Origin of the sequence: Pseudomonas sp. FJ2-5-13 (genome assembly GCF_029201605.1) — a bacterium.
Taxonomy (GTDB): Bacteria; Pseudomonadota; Gammaproteobacteria; order Pseudomonadales; family Pseudomonadaceae; genus Aquipseudomonas; species Aquipseudomonas lactis.
Map to the genome: position 1 here is coordinate 5433142 of NZ_CP104045.1, position 20562 is coordinate 5453703.

At 59.1% G+C, this 20562-nt stretch carries 21 protein-coding genes; 10 read left to right on the forward strand and 11 right to left on the reverse strand.

What is annotated here, in order from left to right; translation table 11 throughout:
• Positions 1 to 277: 277 nt before the first annotated feature.
• On the reverse strand, positions 278 to 1477 hold the full coding sequence (gene tyrS, locus N2A98_RS24135; protein ID WP_003194666.1) for a tyrosine--tRNA ligase: 1200 nt from the start codon (positions 1475 to 1477) through the stop codon (positions 278 to 280).
• A 209-nt stretch (positions 1478 to 1686) separates the two neighbouring features.
• Here tyrS and N2A98_RS24140 point away from each other — a divergent pair, with 209 nt between their 5' ends.
• The gene (locus N2A98_RS24140; RefSeq protein ID WP_044269419.1) at positions 1687 to 3099 is read left to right on the forward strand and encodes a peptidoglycan DD-metalloendopeptidase family protein; all 1413 of its coding nucleotides are present in this window, start codon (positions 1687 to 1689) and stop codon (positions 3097 to 3099) included.
• A gap of 3 nt (positions 3100 to 3102) precedes the next feature.
• Entirely contained in the window at positions 3103 to 4194 is a 1092-nt protein-coding gene (locus N2A98_RS24145; protein WP_275622734.1) for an anhydro-N-acetylmuramic acid kinase, read from the forward strand.
• Between the two features lie 64 nt (positions 4195 to 4258).
• Here the strand turns inward: N2A98_RS24145 and erpA are convergent, their stop codons facing one another.
• A complete protein-coding gene (gene erpA, locus N2A98_RS24150; RefSeq protein WP_003176443.1) occupies positions 4259 to 4609 on the reverse strand; it encodes an iron-sulfur cluster insertion protein ErpA in 351 nt (116 codons plus the stop codon).
• A 165-nt stretch (positions 4610 to 4774) separates the two neighbouring features.
• Positions 4775 to 5809 carry an N-acetyl-gamma-glutamyl-phosphate reductase gene (gene argC / locus N2A98_RS24155; RefSeq protein WP_044269421.1) on the reverse strand — a complete coding sequence of 345 codons (1035 nt, stop codon included), beginning with the start codon at positions 5807 to 5809 and terminating at the stop codon, positions 4775 to 4777.
• Between the two features lie 134 nt (positions 5810 to 5943).
• Between argC and hemJ the strand changes: the two genes are divergently transcribed.
• The 6 genes from hemJ to coq7 all read left to right on the forward strand — a co-directional run bounded on the left by hemJ (position 5944) and on the right by coq7 (position 10350).
• Positions 5944 to 6372 carry a protoporphyrinogen oxidase HemJ gene (gene hemJ / locus N2A98_RS24160; RefSeq protein ID WP_003194674.1) on the forward strand — a complete coding sequence of 143 codons (429 nt, stop codon included), beginning with the start codon at positions 5944 to 5946 and terminating at the stop codon, positions 6370 to 6372.
• A 24-nt stretch (positions 6373 to 6396) separates the two neighbouring features.
• On the forward strand, positions 6397 to 7359 hold the full coding sequence (locus N2A98_RS24165) for a nitronate monooxygenase family protein (RefSeq protein ID WP_275622735.1): 963 nt from the start codon (positions 6397 to 6399) through the stop codon (positions 7357 to 7359).
• A 68-nt stretch (positions 7360 to 7427) separates the two neighbouring features.
• A complete protein-coding gene (locus N2A98_RS24170; protein ID WP_044269424.1) occupies positions 7428 to 8384 on the forward strand; it encodes a DUF805 domain-containing protein in 957 nt (318 codons plus the stop codon).
• Between the two features lie 61 nt (positions 8385 to 8445).
• Positions 8446 to 9234 (forward strand): SDR family oxidoreductase, encoded by a 789-nt coding sequence (locus tag N2A98_RS24175; RefSeq protein ID WP_275622736.1) that lies wholly within the window; start codon positions 8446 to 8448, stop codon positions 9232 to 9234.
• Between the two features lie 44 nt (positions 9235 to 9278).
• Positions 9279 to 9617: a histidine triad nucleotide-binding protein gene (locus N2A98_RS24180; protein ID WP_003194682.1), complete on the forward strand. Its 339-nt coding sequence runs from the start codon at positions 9279 to 9281 to the stop codon at positions 9615 to 9617.
• Between the two features lie 85 nt (positions 9618 to 9702).
• On the forward strand, positions 9703 to 10350 hold the full coding sequence (coq7, locus tag N2A98_RS24185) for a 2-polyprenyl-3-methyl-6-methoxy-1,4-benzoquinone monooxygenase (RefSeq protein WP_003194684.1): 648 nt from the start codon (positions 9703 to 9705) through the stop codon (positions 10348 to 10350).
• 46 nt (positions 10351 to 10396) lie between these two features.
• On the opposite strand, the gene N2A98_RS24190 is transcribed toward coq7, so the two are convergent.
• Positions 10397 to 10819: an OsmC family protein gene (locus N2A98_RS24190; RefSeq protein WP_003194686.1), complete on the reverse strand. Its 423-nt coding sequence runs from the start codon at positions 10817 to 10819 to the stop codon at positions 10397 to 10399.
• 246 nt (positions 10820 to 11065) lie between these two features.
• On the opposite strand from N2A98_RS24190, the gene crp reads away from it, so the two are divergent.
• Positions 11066 to 11710, forward strand: coding sequence for a cAMP-activated global transcriptional regulator CRP (crp, locus tag N2A98_RS24195; RefSeq protein ID WP_044269426.1), 645 nt, complete (start codon positions 11066 to 11068; stop codon positions 11708 to 11710).
• Here the strand turns inward: crp and N2A98_RS24200 are convergent.
• From N2A98_RS24200 to N2A98_RS24215, 4 genes are all read right to left on the reverse strand, one after another.
• Positions 11707 to 12402: a lipoate--protein ligase family protein gene (locus N2A98_RS24200; protein ID WP_044269428.1), complete on the reverse strand. Its 696-nt coding sequence runs from the start codon at positions 12400 to 12402 to the stop codon at positions 11707 to 11709. The genes crp and N2A98_RS24200 overlap by 4 nt on opposite strands.
• A gap of 136 nt (positions 12403 to 12538) precedes the next feature.
• Positions 12539 to 13375: an indole-3-glycerol phosphate synthase TrpC gene (gene trpC, locus N2A98_RS24205; protein ID WP_275622737.1), complete on the reverse strand. Its 837-nt coding sequence runs from the start codon at positions 13373 to 13375 to the stop codon at positions 12539 to 12541.
• Entirely contained in the window at positions 13372 to 14421 is a 1050-nt protein-coding gene (gene trpD / locus N2A98_RS24210) for an anthranilate phosphoribosyltransferase (RefSeq protein ID WP_003194694.1), read from the reverse strand. Before trpD ends, trpC begins: the two co-directional genes overlap by 4 nt.
• A 9-nt stretch (positions 14422 to 14430) precedes the next feature.
• On the reverse strand, positions 14431 to 15024 hold the full coding sequence (locus tag N2A98_RS24215; protein ID WP_044269431.1) for an aminodeoxychorismate/anthranilate synthase component II: 594 nt from the start codon (positions 15022 to 15024) through the stop codon (positions 14431 to 14433).
• Positions 15025 to 15436: 412 nt separating this feature from the next.
• Here N2A98_RS24215 and estP point away from each other — a divergent pair, with 412 nt between their 5' ends.
• On the forward strand, positions 15437 to 17359 hold the full coding sequence (gene estP, locus N2A98_RS24220; protein WP_275622738.1) for an esterase EstP: 1923 nt from the start codon (positions 15437 to 15439) through the stop codon (positions 17357 to 17359).
• A gap of 132 nt (positions 17360 to 17491) precedes the next feature.
• On the opposite strand, the gene trpE is transcribed toward estP, so the two are convergent.
• From trpE to rpe, 3 genes are all read right to left on the reverse strand, one after another.
• Positions 17492 to 18973: an anthranilate synthase component I gene (gene trpE, locus N2A98_RS24225; RefSeq protein WP_153475065.1), complete on the reverse strand. Its 1482-nt coding sequence runs from the start codon at positions 18971 to 18973 to the stop codon at positions 17492 to 17494.
• A gap of 69 nt (positions 18974 to 19042) precedes the next feature.
• Positions 19043 to 19861, reverse strand: coding sequence for a phosphoglycolate phosphatase (locus N2A98_RS24230; protein ID WP_044269436.1), 819 nt, complete (start codon positions 19859 to 19861; stop codon positions 19043 to 19045).
• Positions 19858 to 20532: a ribulose-phosphate 3-epimerase gene (gene rpe / locus N2A98_RS24235; RefSeq protein ID WP_003194703.1), complete on the reverse strand. Its 675-nt coding sequence runs from the start codon at positions 20530 to 20532 to the stop codon at positions 19858 to 19860. The genes N2A98_RS24230 and rpe overlap by 4 nt, the downstream gene beginning before the upstream one ends.
• Positions 20533 to 20562: the final 30 nt, after the last annotated feature.

Here is a 20562-nt window from a genome sequence, read left to right on the forward strand (position 1 = left end):
CTGTCAAGTGGTTATTTTCAGAAGTTTTCGAAGAATTCTTCAACAACTTCAACCACTTGCGCTTGCGATCTCTCGTAAGCGGGAGGCGAATTCTACAGCGTTACACGCTGCTGTCAACACCTCTTTTTCAACTTCCTTTTGGCTTCGATGAACTGAAGCAACTTGCTGTCGATAACTGCGTAACTCATTGTTTACCAAGGAGTTTTCCGTTTCGACTGCGCCGGAAGTGGGGCGAATTATAGACAGATATAATTCGCCGTCAACACCTATTTCAGACTTATTCGGATTTGAGCGTAATACGCGCAAATGCCTTCTTACCCGCCTGACAAACGTGAGTGGCGCCCAGCTCGTATATAAAGGTGCGATCAACCACCTCACCATCTATACGCACACCGCCCGAACCCAAGAGATCACGCGCTACCGCCGAATTCTTCACCAGGCCAGCCTTATTAAGCACAGCCGCAATCGGCATAGCCTCGGCAGCAGTCAGCTCAATCTCCGGCAGATCGTCAGGCAACTCGCCATCTTTCATGCGATTACCTGCCGCACGGTGAGCGCTGGCCGCAGCCTCCTCACCATGGAAGCGTGCAACGATTTCTTCAGCCAGCTTAATCTTCACATCCCGAGGATTAGCGCCCGCCTCGACATCCGCACGCAGCGCATTGATTTCGTCCATCGAGCGGAAGCTCAACAGTTCGAAGTAACGCCACATCAGCGCGTCCGGAATAGACACCAGCTTGCCGTACATCACACCCGGCGCTTCCTGGATACCGACATAGTTACCCAAGGACTTGGACATCTTCTTGACGCCATCCAAGCCTTCCAGCAATGGCATGGTCAGAATGCACTGAGCCTCCTGACCATAGGCGCGCTGCAATTCACGCCCCATCAACAGATTGAACTTCTGATCAGTGCCACCCAACTCAACGTCCGCACGCAGCGCCACCGAGTCGTACCCTTGAACCAGCGGGTAAAGGAACTCATGGATGGCGATTGGCTGATTGGTCGAGTAACGCTTGTCGAAGTCATCGCGCTCAAGCATGCGCGCCACGGTGTACTGGGACGTCAGGCGAATGAAATCTGCCGGCCCCATTTTGTCCATCCAAGTGGAGTTGAACGCCACCTCTGTCTTGGCTGGGTCAAGGATCTTGAATACCTGGGTTTTATAGGTCTCGGCATTATCGAGCACCTGCTCGCGAGTCAGCGGCGGGCGCGTAGCGCTCTTGCCGCTTGGATCACCGATCATCCCGGTGAAGTCACCTATAAGGAAGATGACCTGATGGCCCAGTTCCTGGAACTGACGCAGCTTATTAATAAGCACGGTATGACCCAAGTGCAGATCCGGCGCAGTCGGATCAAAGCCAGCCTTGATACGCAGGGGCTGGCCACGCTTGAGCTTTTCGATCAGCTCGGACTCGACCAACAGTTCTTCCGCACCACGTTTTATCAGCGCTAGCTGCTCTTCAACCGACTTCATAACAGACCCGCAAGGCTCAGATTCAAAAGGGAACCAACCATACAAGATCAGGGACTAATTACAAGTTTTGCCCTGCGCACGGACACCGTTCAGCAAGCCCAGCGTTCGCGAGCTTGCGCCACAGATGATTTGGTTATATTTTATACAGTTATTTCATCTTCATCATGTCATTCATCTTTTCCATTTCATCTTCAAAGTCAAAATTACCTATGACCACTGAACCGTCTAAAGCGCCGCCGCTTTACCCGAAGACCCACCTGCTCGCCGCAAGTGGTATCGCCGCCCTTCTCAGCCTGGCGCTGCTGGTATTCCCTTCCAGTGACGTTGAAGCCAAACGAACATCCCTGAGCCTTGATCTGGAAAGCCCAGTTGAACAACTGACACAAGATCAAGACGCTTCCGACGCACAACAAGCCACAAACACTGCAACTGAATCACCTTTCGCACAGATCGAAAGCACTCCCGAAGACACCCAGCAAGCCGCCCAGGAAGCACCTGCGGCCGCCACAGCCAAGAATCCCCAGCATCGCGAAGTCATCGTGGGCAAAGGCGACACTCTCTCTACCCTGTTCGAAAAGGTTGGGTTGCCTGCCGCCGCTGTAAATGACGTGCTCGCCAGCGATAAGCAAGCCAAGCAATTCACTCAGCTCAAACGTGGCCAAAAGCTTGAATTTGAGCTGACGCCAGACGGCCAGTTGAACAACCTGCACACCAGCATCAGTGACTTGGAAAGCATCAGCCTGAGCAAAGGCGCCAAAGGCTTCGCATTCAACCGAATCACCACCAAACCCGTCATGCGTTCCGCCTACGTACATGGCGTGATCAACAGCTCCCTGTCGCAATCGGCCGCGCGTGCGGGCCTGTCGCATAGCATGACCATGGACATGGCCAGCGTATTTGGCTACGACATCGACTTCGCTCAGGACATCCGTCAAGGCGACGAATTCGACGTGATCTACGAGCAGAAAGTAGCCAACGGAAAAGTAGTCGGCACTGGCAACATTCTGTCTGCACGCTTCACAAACCGTGGCAAAACCTACACCGCCGTGCGCTACACCAACAAACAAGGCAACAGCAGCTACTACACGGCTGATGGCAACAGCATGCGCAAGGCCTTCATCCGTACACCCGTTGACTTTGCCCGTATTAGCTCGCGTTTCTCCATGGGCCGCAAGCATCCAATTCTGAATAAAATTCGCGCACACAAGGGCGTCGACTATGCCGCGCCGCGTGGCACGCCAATCAAGGCGGCGGGCGACGGCAAGGTCTTGTTGGCGGGGCGCCGTGGTGGTTACGGCAATACGGTGATCATCCAGCACGGCAACACTTACCGCACGCTGTACGGCCACATGCAAGGGTTCGCCAAGGGCGTCAAGACTGGCGGCAACGTGAAACAAGGCCAAGTGATCGGCTACATCGGTACCACCGGCCTCTCCACCGGCCCGCACTTGCACTACGAGTTCCAGGTCAACGGCGTACACGTCGACCCATTGGGCCAGAAGCTGCCGATGGCCGACCCGATTGCCAAGGCCGAACGCGCGCGCTTCATGCAGCAGAGCCAGCCGCTGATGGCACGGATGGACCAAGAGCGCTCCACCTTGCTGGCTTCGGCGAAGCGTTAAGGTATGCCGCTCTATATCGGTGTGATGTCCGGGACCAGCCTCGACGGCCTGGATATCGCCCTTATCGAACAAGGTGCGGCGATCAATCTGATCGCCACCCGCTATATCCCAATGCCTGACGCCTTGCGCACAGAGCTGCTGAGCCTATGCGCGAGCGGCCCGGATGAAATCGCCCGCTCAGCAATTGCTCAGCAACAGTGGGTAACGCTTGCCGCTCAAGGCATCCACACCCTGCTGGATCAACAGAACCTCAGGCCTCAGGACATTCGGGCGATTGGCAGCCATGGCCAGACGATTCGCCATGAACCCGCCCGAGGCTTTACCGTTCAGATCGGCAACCCTGCCCTTCTCACCGAACTGACAGATATCACCGTCGTCAGCGACTTCCGCAGCCGCGATGTCGCTGCCGGCGGCCAAGGCGCCCCATTGGTTCCAGCCTTTCATGAAGCCTTGTTCGGCGAGCAGACGGGCAATCGCGCGGTATTGAATGTCGGCGGGTTCAGCAACCTCAGCCTGATCGAGACGGGCAAGCCTGTCGCCGGTTTCGACTGCGGCCCAGGGAACGTGCTGCTCGATGCCTGGATTCATTTGCAGCGCGGCGAACACTTCGATCAGGACGGGCAATGGGCGACCAGCGGAAAGGTACAGCCCCAGTTGCTCACCACGTTGCTCAGCGATCCGTTTTTCTTGACCAAAGGCCCGAAAAGCACGGGCCGAGAGGTGTTCAACCTGGCCTGGCTGCAGCAGCACCTTGGCCGCTTGCCCGCCTTTGACCCCCAAGACGTACAGGCCACCCTGCTGGAGCTGACGGCCCTGACCGTCGTCGAGTCCCTGCAAAGCGCCCAAACTGACACAACAACCTTGCTGATCTGTGGCGGCGGCGCCCATAACGGGGCACTGATGAGCCGGCTGACCGCGCTACTGCCTTCCACCCATGTCAGCACTACAGCGGCCTACGGCGTAGACCCTGACTGGGTAGAGGCAATGGCCTTCGCCTGGCTGGCCCATTGCTGCCTTGAGGGAATTGCCGCCAATCGCCCCAGCGTCACTGGCGCTCGCGGGCTTCGAGTGCTTGGCGCGATCTACCCCGCCTGAATCCCAGACAGCAAAACGCCGCTTGGCCCGTAAAGCCAAGCGGCGTTTTTGTATCTGCTACCGGTCAGATCGAGAACGAGGACCCGCAACCACACGTCGTGGTGGCATTAGGGTTCTTGATCACGAAGCGCGAGCCTTCCAGACCTTCCTGATAATCCACCTCGGCACCCGCCAGGTATTGGAAGCTCATCGGATCCACGACCAGGCTCACACCCTCGCGCTCAACGATGGTGTCGTCATCGGCCACATCTTCATCGAAGGTAAAACCGTACTGAAACCCTGAACAACCGCCGCCCGTAACAAATACGCGCAGCTTCAAGCGATCATTACCCTCTTCATCGACCAGGCTCTTCACCTTGTGCGCAGCACCGTGGGTGAATTGCAAAGCCGTGGGGGTGAAGGATTCAACGCTCATGCTGATAATCTCCCGGCGTAGCGCCGCCATATGCGTAATGACCGGCATTATCCGCTTCTCCTAGAAAAGCGGTCAACTATTGTTACGGTATATCAATCTGCCCAGCGACCATTAAAAATGCAAAAGGCCCGATCAACGGGCCTTTTGTGCAACGGTAAGCCCGCGTTAAGGCAGCATGCCCGCGTGGGACAGGCCCAACTTCTCGTCCAGACCGAACAGGATGTTCATGTTCTGCACCGCCTGGCCCGACGCGCCCTTGACCAGGTTATCGATGACCGACAACACCACCACCAGGTCGCCATCCTGCGGACGATGCACCGCAATACGGCACACATTGGCGCCTCGCACGCTGCGCGTTTCCGGATGGCTGCCGGCCGGCATCACATCGACGAACGGCTCATTGGCATAACGCTTTTCAAACAACGCCTGCAGGTCTACCGAGCGATCGGTGACAGTCGCATACAGCGTGGAGTGAATCCCGCGGATCATTGGCGTCAGGTGCGGCACGAAGGTCAGCCCCACCTCCTGGCCGGCAGCGCGGCGCAGGCCTTGGCGGATTTCCGGCAAGTGACGATGACCTTTTACCGCATAGGCTTTCATGCTTTCCGACGTTTCGGAGTACAGAGAACCGACCGCTGCGCCACGGCCCGCACCACTGACGCCCGACTTGCAGTCGGCGATCAGGCGCGACGCATCCGCCAGACCAGCTTCCAGCAATGGCAGGAAGCCCAATTGCGTGGCTGTTGGATAGCAACCCGGCACCGCAATCAGGCGTGCTTGCTTGATCTGCTCGCGATTGACTTCCGGCAGGCCGTACACCGCCTCCTCCAACAACTGCGGCGCCCCATGAGGCTGGCCGTACCACTTGGCCCACTCATCGGCGTCTTGCAGGCGGAAGTCTGCCGACAAGTCGATAACCTTGGTACCGGCCGCCAACAGCTCACCGGCCAACGCATGGGCTACACCGTGAGGCGTGGCGAAGAACACCACGTCGCAGGCACCCAGGGTCTTGGTGTCCGGCACACTGAACGCCAGGCCGTCATAGTGGCCTCGCAGGTTCGGGTACATATCGGCCACGGCCAGCCCGGCTTCGGATCGGGAAGTGATAACCACCACCTCAGCTTGCGGATGCTGAGCCAACAGACGCAGCAATTCGACACCGGTGTAACCCGTGCCGCCGACGATACCGACCTTGACCATAAACCTGCCCTCAACGAACCCACTGGAAAGCCGTCGATAATAGGGGCCGTATCGTCCTGCGACAACCGTCAACGTGACGTACGGGCGCATGAGCCACTACTATCTTCGCTACCGTGAACCTGGGAATAACTAAAATGCTCTATCTATGGGTCAAAGCCTTCCACATCGTCAGCATCGTTTGCTGGTTTGCCGGGCTGTTCTACCTGCCGCGCCTGTTCGTCTACCACGCCCAAAGCGAAGACACCGTCAGCAAGGAACGCTTCAGCATCATGGAGCGCAAGTTGTACCGGGGCATCATGGGCCCGGCGATGGTTGCCACACTGGTCTTCGGCATCTGGATGCTGGCCCTCAACCCCGGCATTTTCCAGTCGGGCGCCTGGATCCACGCCAAGCTGACCCTGGTCGTCCTGCTGATTGGCTACCATCACATGTGCGGCGCACAGGTAAAGCGCTTCGCCCGTGGCGAGAACACCCGCAGCCATGTCTTTTATCGCTGGTTCAATGAAGTCCCGGTTCTGATATTGCTGGCTATCGTAATTTTGGTCGTGGTCAAACCGTTCTAACTTCAATTACTCGGGGAACCTCCAATGTCGCTGCCCGCTCTGCTGGAACAACGTCTGCGCCTGCCCGTGGTGGCCGCGCCGATGTTTCTGATCTCCAATCCGCAACTGGTCCTGGCCTGCTGCCGCAACGGCGTAGTTGGCAGTTTCCCGGCGCTCAACCAACGCGAAAGCAGTGGATTCAAGGCCTGGTTGGAAGAAATCGAAGCGGGCTTGGCGCAGTTGGACAACCCTGCGCCCTATGCTGTGAACCTGATCGTGCACAACAGCAACCCGCGGCTGGAGGCCGACCTGGCGATCTGCGTCGAGCACAAGGTGCCCATCGTCATCACCAGCCTCGGTGCGGTAAAGGAATTGGTAGATGCCGTTCACAGCTACGGCGGCCTGGTATTTCATGACGTCACTACCCGACGCCATGCCGAGAAAGCCGCTGAAGCCGGCGTCGACGGCCTGATTGCCGTAGCCGCTGGCGCGGGAGGCCACGCTGGCACCTGGAGCCCCTTTTCGCTGATTGCCGAGATTCGCCAGTTCTTCGACAAAACCCTGCTGCTGGCGGGCTGCCTTAACCATGGGCACGAAATTTTTGCCGCCCAGGTGCTGGGGGCAGACCTCGCTTATTTCGGCACGCGCTTTATCGGCACCACCGAAAGCCAGGCACCGGATGCCTATAAGGAGATGCTGCTCACATCGCGCGCCGCCGACATCGTGCACACTCCTGCTGTCTCCGGCGTACCTGCGAGCTTCATGCGCCAGAGCCTGGAAAATGCCGGTTTTGACCTCGCTGCGCTTCAAGGCAAAGGGGAAGTCAACTTCGGTTCCAAGCTCAAGCCATTGAGCGATGAGGCCAAAGCGTGGAAAACTGTATGGTCTGCCGGCCAAGGCGTCGGTGAGATCAATGATGTGCCCAGTGTGGATGAGCTCATAGCGCGCCTGGATGCCGAATACCGCAAAGCACGCGAGCATGCCGCGCAACTGCGCTGGCCACGCTGACCCACTGCCGGGCCTGCCAATTGGACAGGCCTGCATACTCCCCCTGATTAAGTGACAAGGATGCCCGCATGAGCGACAGCCGTTTCAAGATTGTGTTTGACGGAGCCTTGCGCCCAGGTGTCGAAAGCACCACCGCCAAGCTGAACCTCGCCGAGTTATTCAAAAGCGATGTTGACGCAATCGAAAAGCTCTTCACCGGCCGCCCCGTCGCGCTCAAACGCGACCTGTCCCACTCCGACGCTGAAACCTACCTCACGGCACTGCACAATGCCGGGGTGGACGCACGCATCGAAGCCGAACAACCCGTGGCATTCAGCCTGGCAGAAACCCACGAGACAGGCTCGTCAACCGCTGACCGCGCCGCCGCGTCACCTTATGCACCACCACGCGCTGCCGTTGGCGACGACCTGCCGGAGTTCGCCACTCTAAAGGTGTTCACCATCCACGGGCGCATCGGGCGCCTGCGCTACCTGGCCTGGACGCTGGCGCTGACCGTCGCGATGTTGGTGGCCGCGGGCATCATCAGTACGGTGGGCTTCGCGGTGGCGACAGCCTCGCCAACCATCGCCATCATTATTGGCTCACTGCTGGGTTTCGCGCTGTTTGTGGCACTGGTAGTGGTGAGCGTGCAAATCGGCGTGCAGCGCCTGCATGACCTGGGCTGGTCTGGCTGGCTGTACCTGCTCAACCTGGTTCCGCTGGTGAACAGTGTGTTCCCTCTGCTGTTGCTGGTATTGCCAGGCAACACGGGCGCCAACCAATACGGCGCGCCACCACCACGCAACTCCACTGCGGTGAAAATACTGGCCTCGCTGTGGCTGGCGTTTATCCCTTTGATGCTCATCATTGTCGTCACCCTGGGCATGAACGGCTATCTGGACCAGCTTGAAGCCAACATGGACAGCAGCTACGAAAGCAGCTCCATCACCTCCGATGCAGACGCCGATCAAAGCGTTATCGTTGATGAAGCCGCAGCGCAAAGTGCTGACGACGCAGCCGAACCTGTAGACTCTCCAGAACAGTGAAGAAACGCCCGCCGCCTGTGACGCACTGTCATAGGCCGGTGGCGTTGCGATGGAGAAAGGCATGACCCGTTACGCTCTGATCACCGGCGCCTCCAGCGGCATCGGCCTGGCATTGGCCGAAGCCTTGGCACGGCGCGGCCGCAGCTTGATTCTGGTGGCCCGCCAGCGTGATCAGTTGGAAAGCATTGCATTGGAATTGACCCAACGCTTCGGCGTCGAGGTGCTGTTTCGTGCCTGTGACCTGGGCGAACCGCTGCGTTTGTCCGGCTTTTTGCTGGAGCTCGAAGAGGGTGAGCGGCAGATCGACCTGCTGGTCAACTGCGCCGGCATCGGCACCAGCGGGCCGTTCCTGGCCCAGGACTGGATGACCGAGCAGGATCTCATCGAAGTCAACATCCTGGCCCTGACCCGCATGTGCCACGCACTGGGCAATGCCATGGCCCTGCATGGCGGCGGGCAAATCCTCAATGTGGCCTCGGTCGCCGCCTTCCAGCCTGGGCCGTGGATGAGCAGCTACTACGCCAGCAAAGCCTACGTGCTGCACTTTTCCGAAGGGTTGCGCGAAGAATTGAAAACCTGCGGCATCAAGGTTTCAGTGCTGTGCCCCGGCCCCACGCGCACCGCATTCTTCGGCACCGCACAGATGGATACGGCGAAACTCGACCGCAGCCAGCAACTGATGAGCCCGGAAGAAGTCGCGCTCTACACCGTACGCGCACTGGAAAAGAACAAAGCCATCATCATTCCCGGGCGCCGCAACCGTTGGCTGACGTTCAGCCCACGCCTGAGCCCGCGCTGGCTGACCCGCAGAATTGCCGGCGCCATCAACAAGGCCTATTGCCCACGCTGATGGCCTGCGTACACTCACCTCACGTTCACAATGGAGATACAGCTGTGGATACTCTGTTCACCAAGATCATCAACAGAGAAATACCGGCGAAGATCATCTATGAAGATGACCAGGTCCTGGCTTTTCACGATATCGCCCCACAGGCGCCGGTGCATTTTCTGGTTATCCCGAAAAAGCCCATTCGTACCCTCAATGACCTGACCGAGGACGATAAGGCGCTGGCCGGCCATATCCTGTTCACTGCTCAACGCCTGGCCGTGGAACAAGGCTGCGAAAAAGGCTTTCGCGTGGTGATGAATTGCAATGAAGACGGCGGGCAAACCGTTTATCACATCCATATGCACGTGCTGGGTCAGCGCCAGATGAACTGGCCACCAGGCTGAGTGCACAAGGGCAAATTGACTCAGCACAAACGCTGGACGCTCTCTTGCGGTAAACTGGCCGCCGAGATTCTTCCCGGAGGTCAGCATGACTACCCAACGTCACTACTCGCCGATTGACCGTCTGTTGCTGCAAGCCGACATGGCCATGCGCACCCTGCTGCCGTTCAGCGGCCAACCTTACCGTCCATCGCCCGCCATCGTGCAGCCGGATGTACAGCTGAGCGAGACCGACACCCGTCACGTGGCCGGCCTGATGCGCATCAACCATACCGGTGAAGTCTGTGCCCAGGCGCTGTACCAGGGCCAGGCGCTGACCGCCAAGTTGCCACAGGTACGCACGGCGATGGAGCACGCTGCCGAGGAAGAGATCGACCACCTGGCCTGGTGCGAACAACGCATCCGCCAGTTGGGCAGCCATCCCAGCGTGCTCAACCCACTGTTCTATGGCTTGTCGTTTGGTATCGGCGCGGCTGCCGGGCTGATCAGCGACAAAGTCAGCCTGGGGTTTGTGGCCGCGACAGAACATCAGGTGTGCAAACACCTGGATGAACACCTGGAGCAACTGCCGGCCGAAGACGAAAAGTCCCGGGCCATTCTTGAGCAGATGCGCATCGATGAAGAACACCATGCAGAAAGCGCGCTGGACGCGGGCGGCTTCCGCTTTCCAGCCCCGGTACGGTTCGGCATGAGCCTGTTGGCCAAGGTCATGACCAAAAGCACCTATCGAATCTGAACCGAAAAAAGGGCGCCCAAAGCGCCCTTTCTTTTGCCTGCTGCAATCAACCCAACTCGATGATTTCGTAGTCGTGGGTAATGACTACGCCCGCCGCCCCCAGCATGATCGATGCTGAGCAGTACTTCTCGGCCGACAGCTCGATGGCACGCTTGACCTGGGCTTCTTTCAGCGCCCGGCCCTTGACCACGAAATGCATATGGATCTTGGTAAAAACCTTGGGGTCTTCAGTGGCGCGCTCGGCTTCCAGGAAGGCTTCGCAGCTTTCCACGGCCTGGCGCGACTTCTTCAAGATGCTGACCACATCGAAGTTGCTGCAACCGCCCACACCCAGCAGTAACATTTCCATCGGGCGTACACCCAGGTTACGCCCGCCGGCTTCCGGCGGACCGTCCATGACCACCACATGGCCGCTGCCCGACTCACCGAGGAACATGGCTTCGCCCGCCCATTGGATGCGTGCCTTCATCGCCCAGACTCCACTGCTAAAAAAGGGTCGCCAGCTTAGCACAGGGCTTTGAAACAGCAGCGCCCTGCATAAATTCGATAAATGACAGCGTTTGCCCGATAAATTGGCTAATCGTGACAGAAGGTGTCTGGTAAGCTGGCGCCAAATGAATGGCGCATTGCCATGACTTGTACAGCGTCTATCAATGAGAGGCCGCTGGATAAAAACAACGCCAACTACACCGCGCAGTCTTTTCGGGATACAACCATGGTTGCTCTTACTCCCACACCCAAGATCAAGAACCTCGACAAACTGCTGTTGCATTGCCAGCGCCGGCGTCATCCGGCCAAGCACAACATCATCTGCGCTGGCGAGCGTTCAGAAACCCTGTTCTTCATTATCAAGGGCTCGGTCACCATCCTGATCGAGGATGAAGATGGCCGTGAGATGATCATTGCCTACCTCAACACCGGGGATTTCTTCGGGGAGCTGGGCCTGTTTGAACAAGCAGGCAAAGAGCAGGAACGCAGCGCTTGGGTAAGGGCCAAAGTTGAGTGCGAAGTGGCCGAGATCAGCTATTCGAAATTTCGCGAACTGGCCCAGCATGATCCGGATATCTTGTATGCCCTGAGCGGTCAGATTGCCCAGCGCTTGCGCGATACCACGCGCAAGGTCGGCGACCTGGCGTTCTTTGATGTCACCGGTCGCGTCGCTCGCTGCCTGCTGGAGTTATGCAAGCAACCCGATGCCATGACCCATCCCGACGGCATGCAGATCAAAGTCACGCGCCAGGAGATCGGACGTATTGTCGGGTGTTCGCGGGAAATGGTCGGCCGCGTGCTCAAGGACTTGGAAGAACGCAATCTGGTGCACGTCAAAGGCAAGACGATGGTGGTGTTCGGCACCCGTTAAACCGGCAGGAAACCAGCCAGCATCTGACGGTACAGCGTGTCGAGCCGACTGATAGCATCCGGCGCGGGAAACGCTTCGTGCAGTGCGATATGGCTGTCGGCGCGAACTCGCTGCTCCAAGCCGCAGGCTTGATTGAAGCGATTGACCGCCGCAATCAGTTGCTCACGATCGTTCTCCAGCAACATCGCCCCATGCACCAATCCGACCGGGCGGCCACCGCTTTGTCGCCAACGCTGGGCAGTGCCCACCATTTTGCGGCCATCAAGGTTGACGTTGTAACGACCGTCGCAAAAGGCACCGTCAATTTCGCCGACGGACGCATTACCGCCCAACTCGATCAACAGATCACAGATCGGTTGGCACAAGCGCTGATAGCCGGTTTCGATACGCCCTTGGTCGCCTTCACTGCGCGGCGGGGCATAGACCAGGGCGATATTGACCGTGGCGCCGGACTGCGGCACCGGCTCACCGCCGGTTTCACGCAGCAACACCGGCCAACCCGCATCGGCCGAGACCTGGCTCGCCGCCTCGAATGCCGGCAATCGGCTCAAACGGCGCGGCATGACCAGCGCTTGGTCACTGGGCTGCCAGAACAGCAATCCGAACGCCTGCTCACCCGCGCAAACGGCTGCCAATAGGTCTTGCTCGGCGGCAAGGCCAGCTTCGACAGTCATGATCACGGGCTGGAGCATCGAACACCTACCTGAATAAACACAAAACCCAATGTGGGAGCTGGCTTGCCTGCGATAGCGGTGGGTCAGCTACACAGAGGTTGGCTGACCCGCCGCTATCGCAGGCCAGCTCCTACAGTTCCGAGCGTATTTCAAATCAGTCTAGTGTCGAACCGCTGATCGTCGTACCGCGCTCCGGGAAGAACAAGCGCTGCAATTCCGCCCCTGGGTTCTCGGCGCGCATAAACGTCTCGCCCACCAGGAACGAGTACACGCCACTGATTTCCATCAGTTCCACATCGGCGCGGTTGACGATGCCACTTTCGGTAATCACCAGACGATCGCGAGGGATACGCGGCAGCAGGTCCAGAGTGGTTTCCAGGCTGACGTCGAAGGTATGCAGGTTACGGTTGTTGACGCCCACCAGCGGTGTGTCGAGAGTCTTCAATGCGCGCTCCAACTCGTCGCCGTCGTGCACTTCGACCAATACATCCAAGCCGACGCTTTTGGCCACGGCCGCCAGCTCGACCATCTTCACGTCATCCAACGCGGAAACAATCAGCAACACGCAGTCGGCACCCAAGGCTCGGGCTTCGACGATTTGGTATGGGTCAACCATGAAATCCTTGCGGATCACCGGCAACTTGCACGCGGCGCGAGCCTGTTGCAGGAACAGGTCGGAACCCTGGAAGTAGTCGATATCGGTCAGCACAGACAGGCAGGTCGCTCCACCCTTCTCGTAACTGGCGGCGATTTCAGCAGGTACGAAGTGTTCGCGAATCACCCCTTTGCTCGGCGAAGCCTTTTTGACCTCGGCGATCACGGCCGGCTGCTTGAGCTTGGCCTGAGCGATCAAGGCATTGGCAAAGCCGCGTGGCGTATCGGCGGCTTTCACCTGCGCTTCCAACTCGGCCAGGCTCACACGGGCGCGGCGCTCGGCCACTTCTTCAGCCTTGCGGGCCAGGATCTTTTCCAGAACGGTTGGCACACTCATCCTTCATTCTCCATCTTGAATACGGCGGTGAATGCTCCCAGCTCTTCGAGCTTCTCGCGAGCCAGGCCGGTGTGCAGCGCATCGTGGGCCAAGGCGACACCTTCCTTGAGACTATAGGCATGGTCGGCGGCGTAAAGGGCTGCGCCAGCATTGAGCACAATCATTTCCGCAGCTTTCTGACCGTTTTCGGTCTTGCGACGCCCCAGGGCATCACGAATCAACTCCAACGAAGCCGCCGGGCTTTCCACCGCCAGGCCGTGTAGGCTCTGGCTTTTCATGCCCAGGTCTTCGGGTTCGACCCAATATTCGGTGACCTCGTCATTCTTCAGCTCCGCCACGAAGGTCGGCGCCGCCAGGCTGAATTCGTCGAGGCCATCCTTGGAATGCACTACCAGCACATGCTTGCTGCCCAAACGCTGCAAGACTTCGGCCAGCGGCCGGCACAGCGCCTGGCTGAACACCCCTACCACCTGATGCTTCACACCGGCCGGATTCGTAAGCGGGCCGAGCATGTTGAACAGGGTACGCAGGCCAAGGTCCTTGCGCGGGCCGGCAGCGTGCTTCATCGCGCCGTGATGGGACTGGGCAAACATGAAGCCGATGCCAACGCTGTCAATGCAGCGCGCTACTTGCACCGGCGTGAGGTTCAGGTAAATACCGGCCGCTTCCAGCAAGTCGGCACTGCCGCTCTTGCCAGACACTGCACGGTTACCGTGCTTGGCGACGGTGCAACCAGCGGCGGCCACCACAAAGGATGAGGCGGTCGATACGTTGAAAATATTCGCACCGTCACCGCCGGTGCCCACTACATCGACGACGCCGTCGAGGGTCTTGAGTTCGACCTTGTCCGCCAGCTCACGCATCACCGACACCGCACCGACGATTTCGTCGATGCTTTCGCTCTTCATGCGCATCGCCATCATAAAAGCGCCGATCTGAGCATCGGTGCATTGACCGGTCATGATCTCGCGCATCACATCGCTCATTTCCGCGGTGCTCAGGTCCAGATGGCCGACGATACGGCTCAGGGCAGTCTTGATATCCATGAAAAGTCCTTAGCGCGTGCCGCCGCTCTGCTTGAGAAAGTTGGCGAACAGCTCGTAGCCCTGCTCGGTCAGGATTGATTCAGGGTGAAATTGCACCCCTTCGATGTTCAGTGTCTTGTGACGCAGGCCCATGATCTCGTCGACCGAGCCGTCTTCCAGTTGGGTCCAGGCGGTCAGCTCCAGGCATTCGGGCAAGGTCTCACGCTTGACCACCAGTGAGTGGTAACGGGTCACGGTCACCGGCAGGTTCAGGCCTTGGAACACACCCAGGTCGCGATGGAACACCGGGCTGGTCTTGCCGTGCATGACCTCGCGCGCGCGCACCACATCACCGCCAAACGCCTGTCCGATGGACTGATGGCCCAGGCAGACGCCCAGGATCGGCAGCTTGCCGGCGAAATACTGGATGGCTTCCAGAGAGATACCCGCCTCGGTCGGCGTGCATGGGCCAGGTGAGACGACGATGCGCTCGGGGTTCAACGCGGCGATTTCGGCAACAGTAAGTTCATCGTTGCGCACCACCTTGACCTCGGCACCCAGTTCTCCCAGGTACTGCACAACGTTGTAGGTAAAGGAGTCGTAGTTATCAATCATCAGCAACATGTGGGTTCAAACCTCTTGAATTCACTGATTTCAAATGACCACCTTCCAAGAGCGTGACCCGCTGCCAGACGCACGTTCCGGTTGCCAGGGGGAGTTGGCAAGGGGCGTCAGATAACGGGTGAAGAAGGCAAATCGGTACAGGTCCGGCCAGGCCGGCAGAGAAAAATGTCAGGCGCGCCAACGCCAACGGGCGTGTGCCTTGACTACTCGCATCAAGAGTTTGCTGATGATCAACACGGGGAGGGTCTCATTCATACGTTCAGGCACAGTAACGTAGGCTCGCCAGCGGTGCAATATGGAGCCGCAAATACGGGGGCGCAACGTAGGCGGATTCCGGTTTTCCTTACAAAAAATGCCAAAAATTTTGCTAGTGTTTCACCTCCAACATAAAAACAACCGAATGGAATCTTGCATGCTCAGACCAGCGTTTTACGCGCCCCTTGCCGGCTGCCTCCTGTCATTGGCCTGCGCCCAGGCGTTCGCAGCCCCGTCACCTTATTCAACCATGGTGGTTTTCGGTGACAGCCTGGCGGATGCGGGCCAGTTTCCCGACGGTTCGGCCGGCGCCACATTACGTTTTACCAACCGAACCGGGGCGAACTTCCAGGGCGAATATGGCCTGGTCTCCTCGACCCTGCTGGGCGCAAAACTGGGCGTCGCTCCCAACGACCTGAATGCCTCCACCTCACCGGTTCGCGCAGCCCAGGGTTTGCCAGACGGAAACAACTGGGCAGTGGGTGGCTACCGCACCGACAATATCCTCGACTCCATTACCTCAGTCTCCAATGCTGCGATTCCCCCAGGCAACCCCGGGGGCGGAACTGTATTGCGCAGCCGGCAGGGCTATCTGCCGGCTAATGGCGGGAGAGCCGACCCGAACGCGCTTTACTTTCTTTCCGGGGGCGGCAATGACTTCCTGCAGGGCCGGGTCCTCAGCCCCGCTCAAGCGGTCGCCGCCGGTGGCAGGCTGGCGGACAGCGCCCAGGCCCTGCAACAAGCCGGCGCGCGCTACATCATGGTCTGGATGCTACCCGACCTGGGGCTGACGCCGGCCATCAATGGCACCCCACAGCAAGCAGCGACTTCGGCCCTGAGTAATATTTTCAACCAGTCCCTGGTACAGCGCCTGTCACAAGTGGATGCGCAGGTTATCCCGCTGAACATCCCGCTGTTGTTGAACGAGGCTTTCGCCGATCCGGCCCGCTTCGGCCTCGCCACCGGGCAGAATCTGACGGGCACCTGCTTCAGCGGTAACAGTTGCACCGCCAACCCTACCTACGGCATCGGTGGCACCAACCCGGACCCGACCAAATTGATCTACAACGACTCGGTCCACCCTACCGTGGCCGGGCAACGCTTGATTGCCGACTACGCCTATTCGCTACTCGCCGCGCCGTGGGAGCTGACCTTGCTGCCGGAAATGGCCCAAGGCACCTTGCGCGCCCACCAAGACGAGCTGCGCAACCAATGGCAAGCAGACAACGGCGGTTGGCAAGCCGTCGGCCAATGGCGCGCCATAGTCGCCGGTGGCGGCCAACGCCTGGATTTCGATGATCAAAGCAGCTCGGCCAGTGGCGACGGCAGCGGCTATAACCTGAATATCGGTGGCAGCTACCGGCTCGATGAAAACTGGCGCGTGGGCGTTGCCGCCGGCCTGTATCGGCAGACACTCGAAGCCGGTGCCAATGATTCGGACTACAAGCTCAACAGCTATATGGGCACGGCTTTCGCTCAGTACCAGCAAAATCACTGGTGGGCCGATGCTGCATTGACCGGCGGCAAGCTGGACTTCGACAGCCTCAAGCGCAAGTTCGCCCTGGGCGTCAGCGAAGGTTCGGAGAAAGGTGATACCGATGGTTGGCTCTGGGCCCTGAGCGGCCGCGTGGGGTATGACATCGCCGCACCGGGCAGCGACTGGCACCTGTCGCCCTTCATCAGCGCCGACTACGCGCGGGTTGAAGTCAATGGCTACTCTGAGAAAAGCAGCCGCTCCACCGCCCTGACCTTTGATGATCAACAACGCGACTCCAAGCGCCTGGGCATCGGCCTGCAAGGCAACTACCGCATCACGCCACAAACTCAAGTTTTTGGCGAAGTGGCCCACGAGCATGAGTTTGAAAATGACACCCAGAAGGTGAACATTTCGCTCAACAGCGTGCAGGGAATCGACTTCAAGCTGGACGGGTATACGCCTCGCAGCAACTCTGACCGTTTGAGCCTGGGTGTCAGCCACAAGCTGACTCAGGACCTGGCGTTGCGGGCGGCGTATAACCTGAGGAAGGACGACAATTTGACCCAGCAAGGGGTCAATGTCGGGGTCAGTCTGGATTTCTAAACAAATCCCAAGACCGGTGAAAAACTAATGTGGGAGCGGGCTTGCTCGCGAATACGGTGTATCAGTCACACATGTATCGACTGACACTCTGTATTCGCGAGCAAGCCCGCTCCCACATTTTTTATTCCAGCTTTAGTCTTGTGGGGTTTGCTCTGCCAGTGCCACGGCACGGAACATCGCCCGACGCTTGTTCAGGGTTTCTTCCCACTCAAGGGCCGGCACCGAGTCCGCCACAATCCCGCCACCCGCCTGCACATGCAGTTCGCCATCCTTGATCACCGCCGTACGGATCGCAATGGCGGTGTCCATATTACCGTTCCAGGCGAAATACCCGACGGCGCCGCCATAGACACCACGCTTGACCGGCTCCAGTTCGTCGATGATTTCCATCGCACGGATCTTCGGCGCCCCCGACAAGGTGCCCGCCGGCAAAATCGCCCGCAGGGCGTCCATCGCCGTCAGCCCGGCCTTCAGCTCGCCGGTGACGTTGGACACGATATGCATCACATTGGAATACCGCTCGATGACCATCTTCTCAGTCAGTTTCACCGAGCCGATTTCCGAAACACGTCCGGTGTCGTTGCGCCCCAAGTCGATCAGCATCAGGTGTTCGGCGATTTCCTTTTCGTCGCTGAGCAGGTCTTCTTCCAGCGCCACGTCGGCTTCTTCGGTCGCGCCACGGGGGCGCGTACCGGCAATCGGGCGCACGGTGATCAGGTTGTCTTCAACCCGCACCAGCACTTCCGGCGAACTGCCCACGACGTGGAAGTCGCCGAAGTTGAAGAAGTACATATAGGGCGTGGGGTTGAAGCAACGCAGTGCGCGGTACAGGTCAATCGGCGCCGCCTTGAAGTCGATGGACATGCGTTGCGACGGCACCACTTGCATGCAATCACCGGCAAGGATGTATTCCTTGATGGTATCGACGGCGCGCTCGTAGTCATCCTGGGTAAAGCTTGAGCGGAACACCGGGTCGGTCGCCGGTGGACGGCTGAGGTCGAGGCCGCGACGCGGGGTGATCGGCTGGCGGAGTTTTTCCAGCAACGCTTCCAGGTTGGCCTGGCCTTGTTCGAAGGCATCAGCCTGGGCGGGGTCGGCGAGGACAATCGCATGCATCTTGCCGGCGAGGTTGTCGAACACCACCACCGCGTCGGACACCATCAGCAAAATATCCGGCACGCCCAGCGGGTCCGGGTTCGGGCATTTGCCCAGGCGCTTCTCCACATAGCGCACGCAGTCATAGCCGAAGTACCCCACCAGGCCGCCATTGAAGCGCGGCAGGCCAGCGATGGTCGGCACGTTGTAGCGCGCCTTGAAGGTTTCGACAAAGGCCAGCGGGTCTTCTACATCGTGGCTTTCGATCTCCACGCCATCATGGGTGATGCTCACATGATGGTCGTGTACCCGCAGCACCGTGCGGCATGGCAGGCCAATGATCGAGTAACGGCCCCACTTCTCCCCACCCTGTACCGACTCGAGCAGGTAAGAGTTGGGCTCGTCGGCCAGCTTCAGGTAGATCGACAGCGGCGTATCGAAGTCGGCCAGGGTTTCGCAAGCCATGGGGATACGGTTATAGCCGGCAGCGGCCAAACGCAGGAATTCTTCGCGGGTCATGAGGTGCCTCGTGGTGTGAGGGTCAAACGGTCAGGTAGGCAAACGTGCCGCACACGCGGCCAGGATCAGTCAGGCGCGCCAACGCCAGCGGGCCAGGGCCTTGATGACTTTCATCCAGAGTTTGCGAGTGACCACCACGATGGAATTTCCAGAAGGGGACGAATCAATGTCGGGCAACGTTATCTCAGCGCCAGCGCCCAAGCAACCGGGGATTAGCAGTCGCAGGTCATCAATGACCAGCGCGGGGGACTCTTCCGCAATCGGCCGGCCATGGTTGTAACCATAACTCAAGGCCACGCATTGCACGCCCGCCGCTTTCGCCGCCAGCACATCACTGCGCGAATCGCCGACAAACAGCGATTGAGACGCCGGGATATTGGCCATTTTCATCACGAAAAACAGGGCCGCCGGGTCGGGCTTTTTCTGCGGCAAGGTATCGCCGCCGATGATCCAGCGGAAGTAGCGACCGATTTTCATCTGGTCCAACAACGGCGCAACGAAGCGCTCCGGCTTGTTGGTGATCAGGGCCATTTCCACGCCCTGCTTGCTCAACCACTTGAGGGTGTCGCGCACACCGGGGTAAACCACGGTCAGTTCGTGGCTGCTTTCATAAGCGGCATTGAACAGCTCCAAGGCATGTTCCGCCTCAACCTCATCCACGCCCGTGGCATCGATGTCGTTGGCCAAGGCCCGGCGCACCAACATCGGCGCGCCATTGCCAACCCATTCGCGCACCGACTCGATCCCCGCCGGCTTGCGCCCCAGTTTGAGCAGCATCTGGTCCACCGCGGCCGCCAGGTCGGGTACCGAGTCGATCAAGGTACCGTCCAGATCGAACATCACCAGCCGTGGCAATTTGCCGGGGAACAACTGCTCAAAACCGCTCATGGACGCGCCAGCGCCAGTTCGGCACGCATCTTGTCGATGACGGCCTGGTAGTCCGGGGCGTTGAAGATCGCCGAGCCGGCCACGAAAGTATCGGCACCCGCTGCGGCGATCTCACGGATATTGTTGACGTTGACCCCGCCGTCGATCTCCAGGCGGATGTCACGCCCCGACGCATCGATCAGCGCACGGGCCTCACGCAGCTTGTTCAAGGTGCCAGGGATAAACTTCTGCCCGCCGAAACCTGGGTTGACGCTCATCAGCAAGACCATGTCGACCTTGTCCATCACGTACTCAAGCACGCTCAGCGGCGTGGCCGGGTTGAATACCAGGCCTGCCTTGCAGCCGCCTTCGCGGATCAGTTGCAAGGTGCGGTCAACGTGCAATGTGGCTTCCGGGTGGAAGGTGATGTAAGTCGCACCCGCCTCGATGAAGTCACCGACGATACGGTCCACGGGGCTGACCATCAGGTGCGCATCAATCGGCGCGGTGATGCCGTACTTGCGCAATGCGGCGCACACCATCGGGCCGATGGTCAGGTTGGGTACGTAGTGGTTGTCCATGACATCGAAGTGCACGAAGTCGGCACCGGCGGCCAACACCTTGTCCACTTCCTCACCCAGGCGGGCGAAGTCGGCAGAGAGAATCGATGGAGCAATGACGAAGGGCTGCATGACGCACCTTTTTTGAGCTAAATCACGATG

Excerpts from the sequence above, each read along its gene's own strand:
- tyrS (WP_003194666.1), bottom strand. The coding sequence starts at position 1,477 with ATGAAGTCGGTTGAAGAGCAGCTAGCGCTGATAAAACGTGGTGCGGAA.
- N2A98_RS24140 (WP_044269419.1), top strand. The coding sequence starts at position 1,687 with ATGACCACTGAACCGTCTAAAGCGCCGCCGCTTTACCCGAAGACCCAC.
- N2A98_RS24145 (WP_275622734.1), top strand. The coding sequence starts at position 3,103 with ATGCCGCTCTATATCGGTGTGATGTCCGGGACCAGCCTCGACGGCCTG.
- erpA (WP_003176443.1), bottom strand. The coding sequence starts at position 4,609 with ATGAGCGTTGAATCCTTCACCCCCACGGCTTTGCAATTCACCCACGGT.
- argC (WP_044269421.1), bottom strand. The coding sequence starts at position 5,809 with ATGGTCAAGGTCGGTATCGTCGGCGGCACGGGTTACACCGGTGTCGAA.
- hemJ (WP_003194674.1), top strand. The coding sequence starts at position 5,944 with ATGCTCTATCTATGGGTCAAAGCCTTCCACATCGTCAGCATCGTTTGC.
- N2A98_RS24165 (WP_275622735.1), top strand. The coding sequence starts at position 6,397 with ATGTCGCTGCCCGCTCTGCTGGAACAACGTCTGCGCCTGCCCGTGGTG.
- N2A98_RS24170 (WP_044269424.1), top strand. The coding sequence starts at position 7,428 with ATGAGCGACAGCCGTTTCAAGATTGTGTTTGACGGAGCCTTGCGCCCA.
- N2A98_RS24175 (WP_275622736.1), top strand. The coding sequence starts at position 8,446 with ATGACCCGTTACGCTCTGATCACCGGCGCCTCCAGCGGCATCGGCCTG.
- coq7 (WP_003194684.1), top strand. The coding sequence starts at position 9,703 with ATGACTACCCAACGTCACTACTCGCCGATTGACCGTCTGTTGCTGCAA.
- N2A98_RS24190 (WP_003194686.1), bottom strand. The coding sequence starts at position 10,819 with ATGAAGGCACGCATCCAATGGGCGGGCGAAGCCATGTTCCTCGGTGAG.
- crp (WP_044269426.1), top strand. The coding sequence starts at position 11,066 with ATGGTTGCTCTTACTCCCACACCCAAGATCAAGAACCTCGACAAACTG.
- N2A98_RS24200 (WP_044269428.1), bottom strand. The coding sequence starts at position 12,402 with ATGCTCCAGCCCGTGATCATGACTGTCGAAGCTGGCCTTGCCGCCGAG.
- trpC (WP_275622737.1), bottom strand. The coding sequence starts at position 13,375 with ATGAGTGTGCCAACCGTTCTGGAAAAGATCCTGGCCCGCAAGGCTGAA.
- trpD (WP_003194694.1), bottom strand. The coding sequence starts at position 14,421 with ATGGATATCAAGACTGCCCTGAGCCGTATCGTCGGCCATCTGGACCTG.
- N2A98_RS24215 (WP_044269431.1), bottom strand. The coding sequence starts at position 15,024 with ATGTTGCTGATGATTGATAACTACGACTCCTTTACCTACAACGTTGTG.
- estP (WP_275622738.1), top strand. The coding sequence starts at position 15,437 with ATGCTCAGACCAGCGTTTTACGCGCCCCTTGCCGGCTGCCTCCTGTCA.
- trpE (WP_153475065.1), bottom strand. The coding sequence starts at position 18,973 with ATGACCCGCGAAGAATTCCTGCGTTTGGCCGCTGCCGGCTATAACCGT.
- N2A98_RS24230 (WP_044269436.1), bottom strand. The coding sequence starts at position 19,861 with ATGAGCGGTTTTGAGCAGTTGTTCCCCGGCAAATTGCCACGGCTGGTG.
- rpe (WP_003194703.1), bottom strand. The coding sequence starts at position 20,532 with ATGCAGCCCTTCGTCATTGCTCCATCGATTCTCTCTGCCGACTTCGCC.